This window comes from Leifsonia sp. Y878, from assembly GCF_057669685.1.
In genome coordinates this window covers 129,880-149,160 of sequence record NZ_JBYHFS010000003.1, presented here as the reverse complement: position 1 = coordinate 149,160, position 19,281 = coordinate 129,880, and the positions used below count along the sequence as shown (strand labels likewise).

22 protein-coding genes are annotated in these 19,281 nt (G+C 63.1%); 2 read left to right on the top strand and 20 right to left on the bottom strand.

The window, feature by feature from the left end:
- Positions 1-31: 31 nt before the first annotated feature.
- Complete coding sequence (gene truA, locus AC25Y4_RS11800) at positions 32-898, bottom strand: tRNA pseudouridine(38-40) synthase TruA (RefSeq protein ID WP_488120895.1); 867 nt, start codon at positions 896-898, stop codon at positions 32-34.
- 166 nt (positions 899-1,064) lie between these two features.
- Between truA and AC25Y4_RS11795 the strand changes: the two genes are divergently transcribed.
- Entirely contained in the window at positions 1,065-3,074 is a 2,010-nt protein-coding gene (locus tag AC25Y4_RS11795) for an acyltransferase family protein (protein WP_488120613.1), read from the top strand.
- Positions 3,075-3,380: 306 nt separating this feature from the next.
- Here the strand turns inward: AC25Y4_RS11795 and rplQ are convergent, their stop codons facing one another.
- From rplQ to AC25Y4_RS11735, 12 genes are all read right to left on the bottom strand, one after another.
- Positions 3,381-3,905, bottom strand: a complete 525-nt coding sequence (rplQ, locus tag AC25Y4_RS11790) for a 50S ribosomal protein L17 (RefSeq protein ID WP_488120612.1) — start codon at positions 3,903-3,905, stop codon at positions 3,381-3,383.
- 45 nt (positions 3,906-3,950) lie between these two features.
- Positions 3,951-4,940 (bottom strand): DNA-directed RNA polymerase subunit alpha, encoded by a 990-nt coding sequence (locus AC25Y4_RS11785; protein ID WP_488120611.1) that lies wholly within the window; start codon positions 4,938-4,940, stop codon positions 3,951-3,953.
- A gap of 157 nt (positions 4,941-5,097) precedes the next feature.
- Positions 5,098-5,496 (bottom strand): 30S ribosomal protein S11, encoded by a 399-nt coding sequence (rpsK, locus tag AC25Y4_RS11780; RefSeq protein ID WP_488120610.1) that lies wholly within the window; start codon positions 5,494-5,496, stop codon positions 5,098-5,100.
- Between the two features lie 42 nt (positions 5,497-5,538).
- A complete protein-coding gene (gene rpsM, locus AC25Y4_RS11775; protein ID WP_488120609.1) occupies positions 5,539-5,913 on the bottom strand; it encodes a 30S ribosomal protein S13 in 375 nt (124 codons plus the stop codon).
- Positions 5,914-6,097: 184 nt separating this feature from the next.
- Positions 6,098-6,211: a 50S ribosomal protein L36 gene (gene rpmJ, locus AC25Y4_RS11770; protein ID WP_022883251.1), complete on the bottom strand. Its 114-nt coding sequence runs from the start codon at positions 6,209-6,211 to the stop codon at positions 6,098-6,100.
- Positions 6,212-6,277: 66 nt separating this feature from the next.
- The gene (infA, locus tag AC25Y4_RS11765) at positions 6,278-6,499 is read right to left on the bottom strand and encodes a translation initiation factor IF-1 (RefSeq protein WP_022883252.1); all 222 of its coding nucleotides are present in this window, start codon (positions 6,497-6,499) and stop codon (positions 6,278-6,280) included.
- A gap of 173 nt (positions 6,500-6,672) precedes the next feature.
- Positions 6,673-7,839, bottom strand: a complete 1,167-nt coding sequence (locus tag AC25Y4_RS11760; RefSeq protein ID WP_488120608.1) for a mannitol-1-phosphate 5-dehydrogenase — start codon at positions 7,837-7,839, stop codon at positions 6,673-6,675.
- Positions 7,836-8,276 carry a PTS mannitol transporter subunit IIA gene (locus AC25Y4_RS11755; protein ID WP_488120607.1) on the bottom strand — a complete coding sequence of 147 codons (441 nt, stop codon included), beginning with the start codon at positions 8,274-8,276 and terminating at the stop codon, positions 7,836-7,838. Before AC25Y4_RS11755 ends, AC25Y4_RS11760 begins: the two co-directional genes overlap by 4 nt.
- A gap of 2 nt (positions 8,277-8,278) precedes the next feature.
- Positions 8,279-9,922: a PTS mannitol transporter subunit IIBC gene (locus AC25Y4_RS11750; RefSeq protein WP_488120606.1), complete on the bottom strand. Its 1,644-nt coding sequence runs from the start codon at positions 9,920-9,922 to the stop codon at positions 8,279-8,281.
- Positions 9,923-9,938: 16 nt separating this feature from the next.
- Positions 9,939-11,591, bottom strand: a complete 1,653-nt coding sequence (gene ptsP, locus AC25Y4_RS11745) for a phosphoenolpyruvate--protein phosphotransferase (RefSeq protein WP_488120605.1) — start codon at positions 11,589-11,591, stop codon at positions 9,939-9,941.
- A 57-nt stretch (positions 11,592-11,648) separates the two neighbouring features.
- Complete coding sequence (locus AC25Y4_RS11740; protein ID WP_488120604.1) at positions 11,649-11,915, bottom strand: HPr family phosphocarrier protein; 267 nt, start codon at positions 11,913-11,915, stop codon at positions 11,649-11,651.
- A gap of 100 nt (positions 11,916-12,015) precedes the next feature.
- Entirely contained in the window at positions 12,016-12,384 is a 369-nt protein-coding gene (locus AC25Y4_RS11735; protein ID WP_488120603.1) for a PTS sugar transporter, read from the bottom strand.
- Positions 12,385-12,481: 97 nt separating this feature from the next.
- Between AC25Y4_RS11735 and AC25Y4_RS11730 the strand changes: the two genes are divergently transcribed.
- Positions 12,482-14,431, top strand: coding sequence for a BglG family transcription antiterminator (locus tag AC25Y4_RS11730; protein WP_488120602.1), 1,950 nt, complete (start codon positions 12,482-12,484; stop codon positions 14,429-14,431).
- A gap of 25 nt (positions 14,432-14,456) precedes the next feature.
- On the opposite strand, the gene map is transcribed toward AC25Y4_RS11730, so the two are convergent.
- The 7 genes from map to rplR all read right to left on the bottom strand — a co-directional run bounded on the left by map (position 14,457) and on the right by rplR (position 19,280).
- On the bottom strand, positions 14,457-15,287 hold the full coding sequence (gene map, locus AC25Y4_RS11725; protein ID WP_488120601.1) for a type I methionyl aminopeptidase: 831 nt from the start codon (positions 15,285-15,287) through the stop codon (positions 14,457-14,459).
- A gap of 40 nt (positions 15,288-15,327) precedes the next feature.
- A complete protein-coding gene (locus AC25Y4_RS11720; RefSeq protein WP_488120600.1) occupies positions 15,328-15,951 on the bottom strand; it encodes an adenylate kinase in 624 nt (207 codons plus the stop codon).
- Positions 15,948-17,270, bottom strand: coding sequence for a preprotein translocase subunit SecY (gene secY / locus AC25Y4_RS11715; protein ID WP_488120599.1), 1,323 nt, complete (start codon positions 17,268-17,270; stop codon positions 15,948-15,950). The genes AC25Y4_RS11720 and secY overlap by 4 nt, the downstream gene beginning before the upstream one ends.
- Before the next feature lie 99 nt (positions 17,271-17,369).
- Complete coding sequence (gene rplO / locus AC25Y4_RS11710; protein WP_488120598.1) at positions 17,370-18,026, bottom strand: 50S ribosomal protein L15; 657 nt, start codon at positions 18,024-18,026, stop codon at positions 17,370-17,372.
- Positions 18,026-18,208 (bottom strand): 50S ribosomal protein L30, encoded by a 183-nt coding sequence (gene rpmD, locus AC25Y4_RS11705; RefSeq protein ID WP_066597599.1) that lies wholly within the window; start codon positions 18,206-18,208, stop codon positions 18,026-18,028. The genes rplO and rpmD overlap by 1 nt, the downstream gene beginning before the upstream one ends.
- Complete coding sequence (rpsE, locus tag AC25Y4_RS11700) at positions 18,208-18,876, bottom strand: 30S ribosomal protein S5 (protein WP_488120597.1); 669 nt, start codon at positions 18,874-18,876, stop codon at positions 18,208-18,210. Before rpsE ends, rpmD begins: the two co-directional genes overlap by 1 nt.
- Positions 18,877-18,908: 32 nt before the next feature.
- Entirely contained in the window at positions 18,909-19,280 is a 372-nt protein-coding gene (gene rplR / locus AC25Y4_RS11695) for a 50S ribosomal protein L18 (RefSeq protein ID WP_488120596.1), read from the bottom strand.
- Between the last annotated feature and the right edge of the window lies 1 nt (position 19,281).

Sequence of the window (19,281 nt, the reverse complement as noted above, 5' to 3'; positions counted from 1 at the left end):
CGATGCACAATCCTGTGGCGCAGTGAACCGACTACGCAGCGGGCAGTGCGCGCCGCGCCCTGGTCTCGACCGCACGGATGGCGAGTTCGACGTCTTCGGGATATCCGACCTGCATCAGCGTGAGGCCGCGGGCCTGCATGACCTTGAACTCGCTGGTGCGCGCCCGATCCACGCGCAGGTCGGCGAGGTGTTCACCGTCGAGCTTGCCCTCTCCCACAGAGACGGTTGCGCCGACGAGGGCACGCACCATGCTGTGGCAGAAAGCATCGGCGCGGAGCGAGCCCACCAGGACACCGTCGGAATCACGGCGCCAGGTGAAGTCCTGCAGCGTGCGGATGGTGGTGGCTCCTGGCCGCGGCTTGCAGTACGACGCGAAGTCATGCAGGCCGACCATGGACGCGGCAGCGGCATCCATCAGTTCGACGTCTAACGTGCCGTGGTACCACGTGGTGCGCAGCCGTTGCAGCGGGTCGTGGAACGATTCCGTGTCGGCGATGCGGTACTCGTACTGACGCCAGACCGCGGAGAAGCGGGCATCGAAGCCGACAGGCGCGATGGAGACGTTCCTGATGACGATGTCCGGCTGGCTGTTCAGGATGCCTGACAGTCGCTTCTTCAGGGCAGCGGCCAGGGTCAGCGGCGGCTTGGGCTTGCCGAGGCCACGCTTCTGCCTGACCAGGGCGGCTGCTTGCTCGTCGGTGAGGTCGAGGTGTACGACCTGGCCGAGTGCGTGCACGCCGGCATCCGTTCTGCCTGCGACGGACAGCTGTGGGGTCGCCGGGTGTCGGCGGAGAATCGTGGCGAGTGCGCCCTCGATTTCGCCCTGGACGGTGCGCTGGTCTGGCTGCTTCGCCCAGCCGTTGAAGAGCGTGCCGTCGTAGGCGATGTCCAACCGCATCCGGGTGAGCCCGGCGTTCTCCGTGGCCGGTGGTCCCGCGAAAGCGTCGGAGAGGGCTGGGAGTGTCACCACGGTAGTTTATGCGGCGGTCGCGTTCAGCGCACACCCAGCAACGGTGCTCTCGGGGGTGGGTTATCGTTGAGGCCGGGCTCGAGCCCACTTTGTTATGAAACGCGCTTACCCCACTCCGCCTCGTTCCCTTGGCACAGCTCTCGCAGTTGGCGGGCCACGTCGACTTGCCGGCCTCGATGGGCTTCGCGCCCTCGCTGTGACCGGCGTACTGCTCTACCACTTCTTCCCTGCGCTGCTGCCAGGCGGCTTCGTCGGCGTCGATGTCTTCTTCGTCATCAGCGGCTTCCTCATCACCTGGCTGTTGCTCACAGAGCGAACCAGAACCGGCCATATCTCGCTGCCGCGCTTCTGGCAGCGCCGTCTCCGTCGCCTCGTTCCGCCGCTGGTGCCACTCATTCTGGTGTGTGCGAGCGCCGCCTTCCTGATCGGCGGTGATGTGCTCATCGCGCTCGGTCGCCAGCTGATCGGTGCGTTCACCTTCAGCTACAACTGGATCTCGATTGCAAGCAACGCCAGCTACTTCGCCGCCGACCAGCCGGAGCTGTTCCGCAATCTCTGGTCACTTGCCGTCGAGGAGCAGTTCTACGTCATCTGGCCGCTGCTGCTCACCGCGCTGCTGCTGATTCGTCGACCGGGCATTCGCCTGGCCATCGTTCTCGTGTTGGCCGCGGCATCCGCTGTCTGGATGGGCGTGCTGGTGGAGCCGGGCGCCGATGCCACCCGCGTCTACTTCGGTTCGGACACCCACAGCTTCGGCCTGGCTATCGGCGCGGCTCTCGCACTGCTGCTCGGCCGCCCTGCCATGCCGCACGGCCAGCTGCCGCGCGCCCGCCCGCTGATCGGTCTCGGCGCCCTGCTCGGCCTCGGGGTGTTGTCGGTCGTGCTCACCTCCGACGGCATCTTCACCTACCGGGGCGGCCTCGTGCTCGCCTGCGTGCTCACCGCCGTGGCGATCTGGGCCGCCGTGCAGGGCGGCCGCTTCGGCCAGCTGCTCGACCTTCCGCCGCTTCGCGCCATCGGCATCCGTTCATACGGCATCTACCTCTGGCATTGGCCGGTTCTCGTGCTCGTGCAGCTCGCCTGGCCGACCACGACACCAGCGGATGCCGCCGGCCGAGTCATCGCCATCGGCGTTGTCACCCTGATTCTCACCCTGCTCGCCGCTGAGGCCTCGTATCGCTGGGTCGAGCAGCCCATTCGCCGGCTCGGCTACCGCGGCGCCCTGAGCCGCCTGCGCGCCCGACTGCGCGGCTCGCGCGTGCAGCGCCAGGTCGTGCTGGCCGGTATGGCTGCCGTCGTGGTGCTCGGCCTCGGAACGACGGCTGCCGTCGTCTCTGCACCCACCAGCAGCAGCGCGGAAGCCGTGATCGAACGCGGCCAGCAGGCGCTGGCGGCCGCACAGGCAGACGCGGAAGCGGCAGCGGCAGCGGACGCAGCGGCAGCGGACGCAGCAGCACCTGCCGCTCCGGCTCCGGCCTCGGGTACCGCTGCCGATTCCTCGGCGAGCGGCGCACCTGGCGCGTCGGGGCTGGCCCCCACAGCCGTACCATCGCCTGAGGCAACCGCTCCCCCGGCTGGCGAACGGATCACCGCAGTCGGCGACTCGGTGATGCTGGCCTCTGCACCTGAACTCCAGGAGGAGTTCCCCGGCATCGTCATCGACGCAGCCGTTTCGCGCGGCATGCGGGCCGCGCCCGAGATCCTGGCGGGCCTCGAACAGGCAGGACAGCTGCGCCCCGTCGTGGTGATCGGCCTCGGCACGAATGGCCCCATCGACGCGGAAGACCTCGTCGGCATCCGCTCTGCCATCGGACCAGACCGGCAACTGATCATGGTCAACGCCTTCGCTGAGCGCACGTGGACCCCCGGCGTGAACGAGACGCTGGCCGACTTCGCCGCGCGGTCCTCGCGCATTGAGCTGGCCGACTGGTCAAGCGCGATCGCACCGCACACCGATGTTCTGGCCGATGACAATATCCACCCAGGCCCAACGGGCGGGCACATCTACGCGGACTGCGTCCAGGCCGCCCTTCAGCGCCTGGATGAACTTCCGCCTGCCCAACAGCCTGGCCCCAACCGGCTGATCCTGAAGCCGAAGCACTAGCGCCGGCGCCTGCCGCTGCGGCTGCCGCACCGCCTGCCGCTGCCTCAGGCGCTGCGCTAACGCACCGCCTGACCTCCTGCACCGCTGCACCGCTGCTCGCCGGCTCCGCACCAGCTGCCAGCCGTCGCGAAAACAGGATGAATCGGCCATCTGTAAGCGAAAACAGGACAGAACGACCGCTTTCAGGCATCCGTTCCTGTATTCGCGACACTGCGCACGACACGACACGACACGACGCAGCCCTGCCCCTGGCGCGCAAAAAAGGGGCCCGACCGAAGTCGGGCCCCTCAATTCAAGCGGTGAAGACTACTTGGCTTCCTCAGCGGATGCCTCTGCAGCGTCAGCCTCGGGTGCGTCAGCAACCTCAGCCTCAACTACCTCAGCCTCTTCGGCTGCGGGAGCTTCTTCGACGACCTCAGCGGCAGCGGGCTTCTCAGCAGCTGCAGCCTTGTTCTTCTTCGGCTTCGGGTTGACGGGCTCGAGAACGAGCTCGATCTGCACCATCGAAGCGTTGTCTCCCTTACGGAAACCAAGCTTGGTGATGCGGGTGTAGCCGCCCTCACGCTCAGCGACCAGCGGTGCGATCTCCGTGAACAGCTCGTGTACGACGGTCTTGTCACCAATGGTGGCGAGAACGCGACGGCGAGCGTGCAGGTCGCCCTGCTTTGCAAACGTGATCAGACGCTCAGCGACCGGACGGAGGCGCTTGGCCTTCGTCTCAGTCGTCTTGATCGACTTGTGTGTGAACAGGGCAGCTGCCAGGTTGGCAAGCATGAGGCGCTCGTGCGCCGGTCCACCGCCGAGGCGGGGTCCCTTAGTGGGTGTAGGCATTTTTGGTTTTCTCCAGTATCAAAAGGCAGTCGGGAACGACAGGCCTTAGACGGTCTCTTCGTCGTAACCGCTGTAGAAGTGGGCGCCGTCGAAGCCAGGAACTGAATCCTTCAGCGACAGACCCAGCTCAACGAGCTTGTCTTTGACTTCATCCACTGACTTCTGACCGAAGTTGCGGATATTCATGAGCTGAGTCTCCGAAAGGGCGACCAGTTCGCTGACGTTGTTGATTCCCTCGCGCTTGAGGCAGTTGTACGAGCGGACGGACAGGTCGAGGTCCTCAATCGGAATCGACAGTTCGTTCGACAGCACAGCATCAACCGGCGCTGGGCCGATCTCAATGCCTTCAGCAGCAGTGTTCAACTCGCGAGCCAGACCGAACAGCTCGGTCAGCGTACGACCGGCGGATGCGATGGCGTCACGGGGAGTGATAGCCGACTTGGTCTCAACGTCAACGACGAGGCGATCGAAGTCAGTGCGCTCACCGGCACGAGTTGCCTCGACGCGGTAGGTCACCTTGAGCACGGGCGAGTAGATCGAGTCGACCGGAATCTGGCCAGCCTCTGCGTACTCTGCACGGTTCTGGGTCGCGGAAACATATCCACGTCCACGCTCAATGGTCAGTTCAAGTTCGAACTTGGCCTTGTCGTTGAGGGTTGCGATAACCAGTTCAGGGTTGTGGATTTCGACACCGGCCGGAGCCGAGATGTCTGCAGCCGTGACCTGGCCGGCACCCTGCTTGCGCAGGTACGCGGTGATGGGCTCATCGTGCTCGCTGGAGACGACGAGACCCTTGATGTTCAGGATGATCTCGGTGACATCTTCCTTCACACCGGGAACGGTGCTGAACTCGTGCAGCACACCATCGATACGGATGCTGGTGACAGCAGCGCCGGGAATCGAGGAAAGCAGGGTGCGGCGAAGCGAGTTACCGAGGGTGTATCCGAAACCAGGTTCCAGCGGCTCGATGACGAACCGTGAACGGAACTCCGAAATGTTCTCTTCGGTGAGCGTTGGACGCTGTGCAATAAGCACTATTGATTCCTTTCGGCTAAGTGTCCGCTATATGACACTTCTGTAGCGAGGTTTTAAGTTGTGATCAAAGCCCGACCCCCAGCCAGAGGCTGGGAATCGAGCTTCTCGTGCTGAACGGGCAGACCCTCGAAAGGGCCCACCCGGTCAACGAAAGGAATTAAACGCGGCGACGCTTCGGCGGGCGGCAACCGTTGTGCGCCTGCGGGGTGACATCGTTGATCGAGCCGACCTCCAGGCCAGCGGCCTGAAGTGAACGGATCGCAGTTTCGCGACCTGAACCCGGTCCCTTGACGAAGACGTCAACCTTCTTCATACCGTGCTCCTGGGCCTGGCGAGCTGCAGACTCTGCAGCAAGCTGAGCGGCGAACGGGGTCGACTTACGTGAACCCTTGAAGCCAACTCCACCTGAGGACGCCCACGCGATGACAGCACCAGTGGTGTCTGTGATCGAGACGATTGTGTTGTTGAACGTTGACTTGATGTGGGCCTGGCCCACAGCAACGTTCTTCTTTTCTTTCTTACGCGGCTTCCGTACGGCCGACTTGGGTGCTGCCATGATTTCTCCTGAATCCTAAAGGCGAGACGGGCTAGGCGAGGCCTAGCGCGCCTTCTTCTTGCCGGCTACGGTGCGCTTCGGGCCCTTGCGAGTACGAGCGTTGGTCTTGGTGCGCTGTCCGCGGACGGGCAGGCCCTTGCGGTGGCGAATACCCTCGTAGCTACCGATCTCGACCTTGCGGCGGATGTCAGCGGCAACCTCACGGCGGAGGTCACCCTCAACCTTGAAGGTTCCTTCGATGTAATCGCGAAGGGCGACGAGCTGCTCGTCGGTCAGATCCTTAACGCGAATGTTTCCATCGATTTCGGTGTCGGCGAGGGTCTTGAGGGCCCTCGTACGGCCAACACCAAAGATGTAAGTCAGTGCAACTTCCACGCGCTTTTCGCGAGGAATGTCAACGCCGGCTAGACGTGCCATTGTGGCTTCTCCTGTGAGTGAGTGGAGGTCTGTAACAACTCCTGTGCATCGGCCTCCAACCGATGGTGTCTCCCCTGGGGGATCCCGGAATTGCTATTTTGATACTGCTGGTTGAGCTTGTCGGGGCTACTGGAGCCCCAGAAACCGGTTGAGCCTGTCGAGAATCGACACGCTCAACAATCGGTTAGCCCTGGCGCTGCTTGTGACGCGGGTTCTCGCAGATGACCATCACGTTGCCGTTACGGCGGATGACCTTGCACTTGTCACAGATCTTCTTGACGCTGGGGTTGACCTTCATGGTGATTCCTTGTGTTCGCTGTCTTCGTGCCCGCAGGATGCCGCGGGCCGTTACTTACAGCAGCCGTTACTTGTAGCGGTAAACGATCCGGCCACGGGTCAAGTCGTATGGGCTCAGCTCAACAATCACGCGGTCCTCTGGGAGGATGCGGATGTAGTGCTGACGCATCTTGCCCGAAATGTGGGCAAGGACTTTGTGGCCGTTCGTCAACTCAACGCGAAACATCGCGTTAGGAAGAGCTTCGACTACTGCGCCCTCGATTTCGATGACACCGTCTTTTTTGGCCATTTACTCACTGTCGCTCAAGTTGTTGGTTGCTGGTCATGCGTGGACTTCGGTGAACGCCATCTCCACAAGGAGATGCCAGACACCAAGGGTCTATCCTATGCGACGGATGCGCGGTTTCGCAATCCGCCCCTATAATCCCTCACCACGTTCCCAGCTAACGCCCCGCTGCCTCTTTACAGCGCGTCGATGTACGGGTTGTCCTGCACAGACGCGACAACGAGCACCACATCGGGAAACAGCGGATGCCCCTCCTCCAGCCCGCACACTTCCGTCACGAATCCTTCCGCAGAGAGCCGGGCGAGCATGTGCTGCATTTCGACGCTCTGCTGGTCGCTGTCGACGTCGAAGCGCAGCACAGCGCCAATCGCCTCAAGCAGTGCCGTCGGCCGCGTACCGGATTCGGCAATCTCCGCGGCAGGCTTGATGAAGCGCTCGTTTCGACCCAGTTTTCGGAGCGGCTCGCGGCCCACCCTGTCCACGTTGTCTGGCAGGGCAGGATTCGCGAACCGCACCAGGATCTTCTCCCGGTAGTCGTGCAGCTCCTCCGCGTCGAGGCCGTGCTTCGACGCCAGCAGCGTCGACGTCTCCTCGAGAACGCGCCTGACGACATCCGCTACCTCTGGCTTGCCCATGGCGTCAGAGATTTTGTACGCACCATTGATGTGGCCGAAATACGCGATCGTGGCGTGCCCGGTGTTCACCATGAACAGCTTGCGCTCGATGTATGGTTCGAGGTCGTCGACGAACCTGGCACCGGGGATCGTCGGTGGGTTGCCGCCGAATGCGCCCTGTTCGATGACCCACTCGTAGAAGGCCTCGACCGTGACGTCGAGCCCGGCATGGGCCGCCTGGGTCGGCACAATCCGGTCGACGGCAGTATTGGCGAATGCCGCCCTGGGGGCAACCTCGTCCCAGCCGTCAGGCGCGACATTCGCCCAGACGTGTTTGGCCAGGGCATCGGTGGCGTTGATGGCGTTCTCGCAGGCCATGATGACCAGCGGCGGCAGGGCGGAATCACGCCGTTCCAGCCCTGCGGCGATCACGGGCGCGACGAACCGAAGCACGTTTGGCCCGACGGCGGTGGTCACCACATCGGCCGTCGCGATCTCCTCGATCAGTTGCTCTTCCTGGGTGGCGCTGTTGAGCGCCCGAAAGTTGTCGACGGTCTGTGTCGTGGTCGGGATGCCGGCTTCCACGACCTCGTAGTGGCCGGTGGAGGCCAGCTGATTGATCAGTTCGGAGTTCACATCCGCGAAGACGACCTCGTAGCCCGCCTCATGCAGGAGAAGTCCGACGAAACCGCGACCGATGTTGCCGGCCCCGAAATGTACGGCCTTCATTCTTCGTTCACATCCTCGAGCAGGGCGTAGATCTCAGCGGCCGACGCGGCATCGATGAGCTTCTGCACCTCGTCTTCATCCGAGAACACGGTGGCGATCTTCGCCAGGATCTCGAGGTGCTCGTTGTTCAGGCCGGCAATGCCCACTGCGAACCGCACAGGTTCACCGTTCCAGTCGATCGGCTCCGCGTAGCGCACCAGCGACAGCGCGGAACGCAGAATCGAATCCTTGGCCTCATTGGTGCCGTGCGGGATGGCGAGAAAATTGCCCATGTAGGTCGAGACGGATGATTCTCGCTCCAGCATCGACGGGATGTAGCTGTCGTTCACCGCCCCGACTGCCTCCAGTAGTGCTCCGGCTTCGCGGATCGCATCGTCGCGCGTCGTTGCCACTCCCGCAGCAACAATCGTGGACGGCTGCAGGATGTCCTGGCTCATCGCTACGCTCCCTCGTTGGTGTTCGTCTGCTGCACGAGGCTCACAACCTCGTCATACTTCGGGCTGTTCATGAAGTTGTCGACCGACACGTGGATCGAGTTCGGCGAGATCTGCTTCGCCCGTGGCGTGAGGTCCTGGTGCGTGATCACCAGGTCGGCGTTGCCGTCGAGGTTGGCGATGGCCTGGTTGGTGACCGTCACTCCCCCGATGCCCGCCTTCTTGAGCTTGTTGCGCAACACGGACGCCCCCATCGCGCTTGACCCCATGCCGGCGTCACACGCGAAGACGATATTCGTGAGCGGATGATCGGCGACGGCTGTCGCAGATCCAGCCCCGGTCGCGGCCGCACCGACAGCGCCAGCGCCCGCAGCAGCAGCCCCAGCAGCACCCGCACCGACAGTGGCCGAGGTGGCCGTGCCGGCCGCAGCGGCACCGTCAGCGGCATCCGCTGTCAGGTTGCCAAGCACGGCACTCGACTTGCCCTTATTGGCCTCTGTCTGGGCGATCGCTGCGGTCAGGTCGCCCGCTCCCTCTGCCGCGAGGTCTCGCTTCCTGCTTGCCCGCAGGATGACGGCACCGACCAGGAACGACACCGTCGCCGACGCGATCACCGAGAGAATCACCCCGACGTAACTGTCAGGGGCCGTTTGGATGAGGATCGCGAAGATACTGCCTGGGGACGCCGGCGCCCGCAGCCCTGTCTGGAACAACACGTTCACGAAGACGCCGGTCATGCCGCCAGCGATCGCGGCCAGGATCATCATCGGCTTCATCAGCACGTACGGGAAGTAGATCTCGTGGATGCCGCCGAAGAACTGGATGATGATGGCGCCCGGCGCACTCGCCTTGGCCAACCCGACGCCGAAGAACGCGAACGCTAACAGGATGCCGAGGCCTGGACCGGGGTTCGCCTCCAGCAGGAACAGAACGGACTTTCCGGTTTCCTGCGCCTGCTGCACGCCAAGCGGTGTCAGCACGCCGTGGTTGATGGCGTTGTTCAGGAACAGGATCTTGCCCGGTTCGATCAGCACGCTGGCCAGCGGCAGCAGGGAGGCGGCGATCAGCCAGTCAACCGCGGTGGAGAGCACGTTGCTGATCCACTCAACGGCGGGGGCGATTGCGTAGAAGCCGATGACGGCCAGGATGGTGCCGAGGATGCCGGAGGCGAAATTGTCGACCAGCATTTCGAAGCCGGGTTTGATCTTTCCTGCCCAGATGGCGTCGACCTTCTTCAGCAGCCACGCGGCCAGCGGGCCCATGATCATGGCGCCGATGAACATCGGAATGCCGCTGCCGACGATGACGCCCATGGTCGCGATCGCCGCGATCACGCCACCCCTGGTGCCGTAGATCATGCGCCCACCGGTGTATGCGATGAGCAACGGCAACAGGTACGTGATCATCGGGCCGACCAGGCCGACGTACTCGGTGCCGTCCGCAGCGGGGAAGCCGCCGATCTGGGGAACCAGGATCCCCCAGATCTGCGCCAGCCAGCCGGTTTGGATGAAGATGGCGGTGATGAGACCCCATGCGATGAACGCCGCGATGTTGGGCATCACCATGCCGCTGAGGAAGGTGCCGAATTTCTGCACCGCCACGCGGAAACCGCCTGGTTTCTGATCGGAGTGAGCTGACGTCGTTGTCATGATCGTTCTCTTCCAGCTAAGGGATGGATGCGGCATGCACCGCGGCTCTCGCGCTGGCCGCGTCTTCGGCGTCCAGCGCGATCCTGGCGAAGCGTCGAGCTTCATCCAGTGAGTATTTGGCCAGCTCTGCGCGCACGTCGGCGAGGGCTGGGGGCGACATCGAGAGGGAGGTCACGCCGAGGCCGACGAGCACGACGGCGAGCAGGGGATCTGCGGCAGCCTCACCACAGACTCCGACAGGCTTCCCGAGGTCGGCGCCAGCGGCGCCGACCTCGGCGACGAGACGGAGCACGGCAGGGTGCCATGGGTCCTGGAATGCGGCCACGGTGCCCAGCATCCGGTCGGCTGCCAGGGTGTACTGGGTCAGGTCATTTGTGCCGATGGAGGCGAAGTCGGCGTTCGCCAGTACCCGGTCGGCCAGGAGTGCCAGCGCGGGAACCTCCACCATGACGCCAGCCGTCTTCAGGCCGAGTTCGTGGGCCAGAGCTACGAAATAGCGTGTCTCTTCGACGGTGGACACCATGGGCGCCATCACCCACACATCGGCATCCGTCTCTGCATCGGCCTTCGCTAATGCCGTGAGCTGGTCGCGCAGGATGTCCTCAGCGATCCGCAGGGCGCGGAGCCCCCGCAGCCCGAGGGCCGGGTTCTCCTCTTTGGCGTCGTTCAGGAAGGCCAGCGGCTTGTCCGCGCCGGCGTCGAGGGCACGAACGACAACTTTCTTCCCTGGAAAGTTCGTCAGCATGCGGGTGTACTGCTCTTGCTGCTCCTGGGCCGTCGGGGCTGACGTCGCGCCGAGGAAGAGGAACTCGGTCCTGAACAGGCCGACGCCCTCTGCCCCGAGTTCAACCGCGTTGGCAGCGCCATCGGCAGAGCCGAGATTGGCCAGCAACGGAATGGGAGTTCCGTCTGCAAGCGCGCCAGGGCTGAGCGGCGCGTTGATACGAGCGGCGCGAGCGGCGATTCGGGCCTCAGCATCGGCCACCTCCGCCGAACCGGGTCCGGTCACCACGACGTCGTTCGCAGCGTCGATGATGACGTTGTCTCCGTTGGAGAGCTTGCCGGCATCCTGCACACCAACGAGGGCGACGATCGACTTCTCCCTGGCCAGGATGGCCGTGTGTGAGGTCGGGCCACCCTCGATCGTGATCAACCCGAGCACCGTGTCGAGGTCGAGAAGTGCGGTATCGGCGGGGGCAAGGTCACGAGCGACGAGGATGAACGGGTGGCCGGGATCCGGAACGCCAGGTGCAGGCAGACCGGCCAACTCAGCGACAACGCGCTGGGAGACATCGTCGAGGTCAGTGGCGCGCTCTGCCATGTAGCCGCCCATGCCAACGAGCAGGTCGCGGTAGGCGGCGAATGCCTCGAACACCGCACGTTCGCCGGTCTTGCCCGTTGAGAGCCGAGCTGCGATGTCGTCGGCAAGGGAGGGATCCTCGGCCATCATGGCCTGGGCTTCCAACACGTCCTGTGCAGCGCCACCGGCTCGGGCGCCGCGATCGTTGAGGTCAGCGGCGACGGCGGAGAGAGCCGCGTGTGTGCGGTCGGTCTCCTCTTGCGGCGTGCGGATGCTCGGCTCGTCACGCGGTTCAGGCAACGGATCTGACATCCGCACCACCGGCCCGATGACGATGCCCTGGCCAATTCCAATTCCACGCAGTTCCATCACAGCTCCTCTAAGACTGTCGGGTGTGAGCTGGTCGTGCCGGCGAGAGTGCTGGTGCTATCCGTCGTGATCGGTGAGCAAAAGTTCAACGAGGTCGTCGAGAACCGCATCAGCGCTGTCGCCCTCGACCACGAGGGTGACCTCGTCGCCGTGGTCGATTCCCAGTGAGATGACACCGAGAATGCTGGCCGCGTTGACCGGCTTTCCTTCTGCTTTGGCGATCGTGACTGATGCTCCAGACTCGGCTGCGGCTTGGGTGAAGAGCTTCGCGGGCCTGGCGTGCAACCCGTGCGCTGATCCGATTCGAACAGTGCGTTCAACCATTCCGTGGCTTTCCATTCCGGACGTCCAATCTGTGATTCACCATAGCGATGATTGCCGAGAAGGCATATGCAGGCGGGCGTGCGGCCGCTCTCCTGCGAGGTCATGATGCGCTCCATACAGAAGCGAGCGCGAGGTCGAGAGCCAGGGCACCCTCCCTGGCGGTGAACACCGTCGCAGGCAGCAGGGCAATCCCCACCTCACTCGCACGAGCACTCACCGCGATGGCGTCATAGCGGTCTGCGAGGTGTGGGCCGACGAGCACGACGTCGAGGTCACCGAATGCGGCAGGGAGGTTGGCCTCCGTGCCGGCGGAGATCTCAACAGCCAAGTGGCGCTCGGCTGCGGTCCTCCGCATACGGAGCGCGACGAAGGTGCTCGACGCACCGGCACCGCACACCACCATGATCTTCATCGATCGCCCTTTCACCAGGTACGTCGATCCTCGCAACGTGCCGGTGGGCCACGCCACCAGTTCTCCTTCCGCACCCCCGGAAGACTTCTGGTATTTCCGGCGGGGCCCAAGCGAAAGTGATTGACTGTCAGCTACGACACTGGAGTTGTACGTGATGAGCGACAGACGCGCACGGATGCTGGACTACCTGACCCTCGCGCCCGCCTGGGTCACGGCAGGCGAGCTTGCCGACCACCTCGGGGTGACGCCCCGAAGCGTGCGCAGTTACGTCACGAGTGTGAAGGCTGCGGCGCATCCGCTCGATGTCATCGAGTCTGGCCCCGCCGGCTACCGACTCGACCGCGACGCGTACGCCGCATTCAGGGCAGCGACGGAGTCTCGGTCGACAGACGTTCCTACCCCGCACGCTCGGCTGTACGACATTGTGCGTCGCCTCAGCGATGCCCCGACCGGGCTCGACGTCTACGATCTGGCCGCAACCCTGTTCGTGAGTGAATCGACGATCGAGGGCGACCTCGCCAAGGTGCGCGCCCTCCTGCCAGACACAGCACTCACGCTGGAGCGGCGCGACGGTGTGGTGTCGCTCTGTGGTCCGGAGACCGAGCGACGCCGTCTGCTCAGCCGAATGTTCCGCGAGGAGAGCGCCAGGGGGCTCGTGCAGCTGGAGGCCATTCAACGGGAGTTCTCCGCCGACGCGCTCGGCGACTTCAAGACCGACCTCATCGAGCTGCTCGGGTCGCAGGGCTACTTTGTGAACGAATTCGGTCTAGACAATGTGCTGCTCCACCTCGCGATCGCGCTCGACAGGGTTGCGAAACGCGCGCCGGAGGCGTCAGGGCATGCGTCGGGGCCTGTGGCAGGGGTTGATGCCGCAGCGCCGCGCATTCCCGGCGAATCGCTGGCCACCGGACTCGCACTGCTGACGGCGACCCACTTCGCCGTTGAGCTCAGTGCGCTCGACCTCGACTACCTCACCTTGCTGTTGACGAGCAGGGTGATCACACCAGGCAACAACCTGTCGCTCACCTCGCTCGTCGATAGTTTCGTGTCGCCAGGAGACCTGGCCATCGTGCGCCGCATCGTGCAGCAGACGAGTGAGGCCTACCTCATCGACCTCGCCGACGAGGACTTCATCGTGCGACTCACCATGCACGTGCGCAACCTCATCAATCGCGCCCAGGAGAAGTCGTACTCCCGCAATCCGCTGACCAGGTCGATCAAGACTGCGTACCCGATGACCTACGAATTGGCGGTCTACATCGCCAGCGAACTCCAACGCCAGCAGCAGGTGGTCATTACCGACGACGAGATCGCCTACATCGCGATGCATGTGGGCGCCCACCTTGAACAGCAGTCACGGCGCACAGAGCTCATCAGTTGCGCCATCGTCATCCCGAACTACTACGACATGCACCTCGTGTTCCTCCAGCGTCTTGAGCGAGCCCTCGGCACCGAGTTGAACGTGGTCACGATCATCACGCGCACCGATGTCGATTGGGCGCTGCTCGACGCCGACCTGGTGCTCACCACGATCGTTCCCCCTGTCCCGTCCGAGCATACGATCGTGGTTCAACCGTTCCTGACCGACAGCGACGTCGACAGGATCAGGCAGGCCGGTAGTCGGGTGCGGCGCCAGCGCAGGCGTGCGCAGATCAGGGATGAACTGCGCCAATTCGTCGACCCGGGCCTGTTTCTGCACAATTTCCACGCGACGGACGAGATCGCCATGATCAACGCGCTTGGGAGCCGGATGATGTCGGCCGGCATCATCGACCAGCGCTACATCGACGGCGCAATCGAACGAGAGCGGATGTCGTCAACGGCGTTCACGGACAGCCTGGCCGTCCCGCACTCCATGACTATGAGCGCCGTACGCACGTCCATCGCAATCGTCGTCAATGACGTGCCGATGTCCTGGGGCGAGAACAGGGTCAATGTCGTCGCGTTCATCGCGTTCAGCGAGTCTGGCCGCAAGACGTTCCAGAACATCTTCGATCAGTTCGTCGAAGTCTTCGCGGACCGCACCATCGTGCAGGAGCTCATCAAACGCACCCACGATTTCACGTCGTTCATCGACGAGCTCGTGCGGGTGATGGATCAGTAGCGGCGCCGAACAGCGCTACTGCAGGTCAGGCCAGCGGGGTCGGCTTCACGCCGAATGCTGCGAGCCCTGCTGCACCGCCGTCTTCTGCCGTGAGCACCCAGATGCCGTCCTTGTGAACGGCAACGCTGTGTTCCCAGTGAGCGGATGCCAAGCCGTCGTCCGTCGCAACAGTCCAGTCGTCCTCGCGCACGTGGGTATCGATGCTGCCGAGTACCACCATCGGTTCAATGGCGACGACGAGTCCTGGCTTCACGTCAGGACCCTTCTGGCGCACCCGGTAGTTGAAGACGGGCGGGTCTTCGTGCATCGAGCGACCAATGCCGTGTCCGACATAGTCCGTGAGGATGCCGTAGGTGCCACGGTCCTCGATGTACTCCTCGATTGCATGACCGACCTCATTGAGGTGGCGTGCTGTTGCAAGGCGCGCGATGCCGGCCCAGAGAGACCCCTCGGTCACATCGGAGAGCTTCTGGCGTTCTGCAACCAGCTCCGGACGCGTCGGGTCCGGTACGACGACGGTGAATGCGGCGTCGCCGTTCCAGCCCTCGATGATGGCCCCACTGTCAATGGAGACGATGTCGCCGGGGACAAGTACGCGACTCGTCGGGATGCCGTGGACGACATCCTCGTTGACCGAAGCACACACCGTGTGGTTGTAGCCAGGCTCCAGTTTGAAATTCGAGCTACCACCGAGGGCGATGATCGCGGCCTCAGCTGCAGCATCGACCTCCAGGAGCGTTGCACCGGCCTTGATCACGCGACGGGCGGCCTGCAGCGATGCCGCTGTGGCCAGCCCCGGCGCGATCATGAGGCGCATCTGCGCCGGCGACTTGTAAATCGAACGACGGAGACTCATGAACTTACTTTTCCTTGCAGGTTAATAGCGTGACGCCAGATTATTCGGCCGAGCCGATGCCGCGCGTGGCCAGTGCCTCGCGGATACGGGTGGCAACCTCGTCGATCTCGCCGAGTCCGTCGACCTCCACCAGCAAGCCCTGCGTGCGGTAGACATCGATGAGGGGCTCTGTCTCGCGAACGTAGACTTCCTGGCGGTGCCTGATGGCCTCTTCGGAGTCGTCGACACGGCCCTGTTCGAGCGCGCGCTTGGTGAGGCGTCCGACAATTTCATCCTGGTCGGCGACGAGGCGCACGACGGCTTCCAGCGGGCGACCCTGCTTCTCGAGCAGCTCGTTCAGGAAGGTGACCTGATCAAGCGTGCGCGGGTAGCCGTCGAGCAGGAAACCGTTCTTCGCGTCGTCGTGCTCAAGACGCTCGGCCACGATCTCGTTGGTGAGTGAGTCGGGGACATAGTCGCCGGAATCGACGATTGCCTTGATCTTCAGCCCGAGCGGGGTTTCGTTCTTGATGTTGTACCGGAAGATATCGCCCGTCGAGATGGCCGGGATTCCGAATGCGTCGCCGATGAAAGCGGCCTGGGTGCCCTTGCCTGCCCCTGGAGGGCCAACGATCAGGAGTCGTGCTCCGCGTGCCTTGGTACGTTCGGTTGTGGTGTCGCTCATCGCAGCAACCCTTCATAGTGACGCTGTTGCAGTTGCGAGTCGATCTGCTTCACCGTCTCGAGACCGACACCGACGATGATCAGGATGCTGGCGCCACCGAACGGGAAGTTCTGGTCTGCACCGATCGCGGTGAACGCGATCAGTGGCAGCAGGGCGATGATACCGAGGTAGAGGGAACCGGGGAGGGTGACGCGGGTCAACACGTAGTCGAGGTATTCGGCGGTGGGGCGTCCGGCACGGATGCCCGGAATGAATCCGCCGTATTTCTTCATGTTGTCTGCGACCTCTTCAGGGTTGAAGGTGATCGCGACGTAGAAGTAGGTGAACCCGACAATCAGCAGGAAGTACATGAGCATGTACAGCGGGTGATTACCCGTGGTGAGGTTGTTGGTGACCCACACGACCCAGCCAGCAGGTTCTTCGCCGGCAGCCGGCTGGTTGAACTGGGCGATGAGCGCGGGCAGGTACAGCAACGACGAGGCGAAGATAACCGGGATCACGCCCGCCATGTTGACCTTGATGGGGATGTAGGTGTTGTTGCCGCCATACGTGCGTCGGCCAACCATCCGCTTGGCATATTGCACAGGGATGCGTCTCTGCGATTGCTCGACGAACACCACGGCGAAGATGATCAGGATGCCGATGGCGATCGTGATCGCCAGGATGTCCCAACCCTTCTGCTGTCCGATGGAGCTCAGGGAGCCGGGGAAGCGAGCGGCGATCGACGTGAAGATGAGGAGCGACATTCCGTTACCGATGCCGCGCTCGGTGATCATCTCACCGAACCACATGATGACTCCGGTACCGGCAGTCATGGTGATGACCATGAGCATGATCGCGTACCAGGCGTCGTTGGTGATGAGCTGCGAGCACTCTGCGCTTGACGACGTGCCGAACAAAGCACCGCTTCGTGCAACTGTGATCAGCGTCGTTGACTGCAGGACTGCGAGGGCAATCGTGAGGTAACGGGTGTACTGAGTGAGCGTGCTCTGGCCGCTCTGACCCTCTTTGTACAGGGTCTCGAAGTGTGGGATGACCACACGGAGCAACTGGATGATGATCGATGCCGTGATGTACGGCATGATCCCCAGCGCGAAGACTGAGAGCTGCAGCAGTGCGCCACCGCTGAACAGGTTGACCAGCTCATAGAGGCCGCTGGCGTTTTGGTTGGCTGCAAGACAAGCCTGAACGTTGCCGAAGTCCACAAACGGGCTAGGGATGAACGAGCCCAGACGGAACAAGGCAACAATGCCCAGGGTGAATCCGATCTTCCGGCGAAGGTCGGGAGTGCGGAAAATCCGCGCAATGGCGCTAAACAACAAAGGCCTCCAGTTAATTGCGTTAGTCGAGCTTGTCGAGAATCCACCACCGAATGACTCGATAGGTGGCCCTCGACAAGCTCGACCAGCGTCTAGGACTTACTTGATTGAGCCACCTGCGGCGACGATCTTCTGCTCAGCTGAGCTGGAGACCTTGTCGACTGCAACGTTCAGCTTAACCGTAATGTCTCCATTACCGAGAACCTTGACCTTCTCGTTGTTCCGGACAGCACCCTTGGCAACCAGGTCGGCAACGGTTACGTCGCCACCCTTCGGGTACAGCTCGTTGAGCTTCTCCAGGTTTACAACCTGGTACTCAACGCGGAACGGGTTCTTGAATCCGCGCAGCTTCGGGGTGCGCATGTGCAGAGGCATCTGCCCACCCTCAAAGCCGATACGAACGGTGTAGCGGGCCTTGGTGCCCTTGGTGCCACGACCCGCGGTCTTACCCTTGGATCCCTCACCACGACCAACGCGCTGCTTAGCCTTCTTCGCTCCGGGAGCGGGGCGAAGGTGGTGTACCTTCAGCACGTGCTCACGGGTCTCAGCGGGCTCAGCCTTCGCGGCGGCCTTCTTGGGGGCAGCGGCCTTGGCCGGTGCCTTCTCAGCGGCAGCCTTGGCCGGAGCCTTGGTTGCTGCTGCCTTGGCCGGTGCCTTCTCAGCGGCAGCCTTGGGAGCTGCAGCCTTCTTAGCGGTCTTTACTTCAGTGGCGGGCTTGTCGGCTGTCTTCTTGACAGCGTCCTTCTCGTCAGCCATTAGTCAATCTCCTCGACCTTCACCAGGTGAGCAACAGTATTGACGTAGCCACGGTTCTGCGAGTTGTCCTCGCGGATCGTGACGGCGCCAATGCGACGCAGGCCCAGGCTGCGAAGCGTGTCGCGCTGGTTCTGCTTCTCACTAATTTTGGACTTGATCTGCGTAATCTTCAGCTGAGCCATTAGGCACCTGCCTTTGCAGTAGCTGCAGCAGCAGCTGCGTCGGCGTCGGCACGCAGGAAGCGGGCCGGAGCCACGTCTTCATAAGCAAGGCCACGACGAGCAGCCACAGCACGCGGCTCCTCGAGCTGGTGCAGGGCCTCGACCGTTGCGTGCACGATGTTGATGGTGTTCGACGAACCGAGCGACTTGCTCAGAACGTCGTGGATGCCTGCACACTCGAGTACGGCGCGAACCGGACCACCGGCGATAACACCGGTACCGGCAGCAGCCGGACGAAGCAGAACAACGCCTGCGGCGGCCTCACCCTGGACGGGGTGGGGAATGGTCAGGCCGATGCGGGGAACGCGGAAGAAGTTCTTCTTCGCTTCCTCGACGCCCTTGGAGATAGCGGTCGGGACCTCGCGGGCCTTACCGTATCCAACGCCAACCATGCCGTTACCGTCTCCGACGACGACCAGAGCGGTGAAGCTGAAGCGACGACCACCCTTGACCACCTTGGAAACGCGGTTGATGGTGACAACGCGCTCCAGGAACTGGCTCTTCTCCGCGTCGCGACTTCCGCGCTCACGGTTCGGGTTACGCTCGCGGCCGCCGCGACGAGCCTCACGAGGCTCGTTCTGTGCGGGAGCAGTCGACGCAGCGGTCTCCACGGGTGCCTCTACAGCCACCTCAGGCTCCTTGTTAGTAGGTTCAGTAGTGCTCACAGGTTCAATCCACCCTCTCGAGCTCCCTCGGCGATAGCAGCTACGCGACCCGCGTACTTGCTTCCACCACGGTCAAATACAACTGCTTCGATACCTGCAGCCTTGGCGCGCTCTGCAACAAGCTCGCCGACCTTGTGTGCCTTGGCAGTCTTGTCACCATCGAAGGTGCGCATGTCTGTTTCAAGCGTTGATGCCGATGCGAGGGTGATGCCCTTGCTGTCGTCGACGACCTGCACGAATACGTGACGAGCCGAACGGTTGACAACGAGGCGCGGACGAACCGCGGTGCCCTCAATCTTCTTGCGAAGACGCGTGTGCCTGCGTGTGCGGGCAGCCGACTTGCTCTTACCTCTAGTTCCGAGACCCATG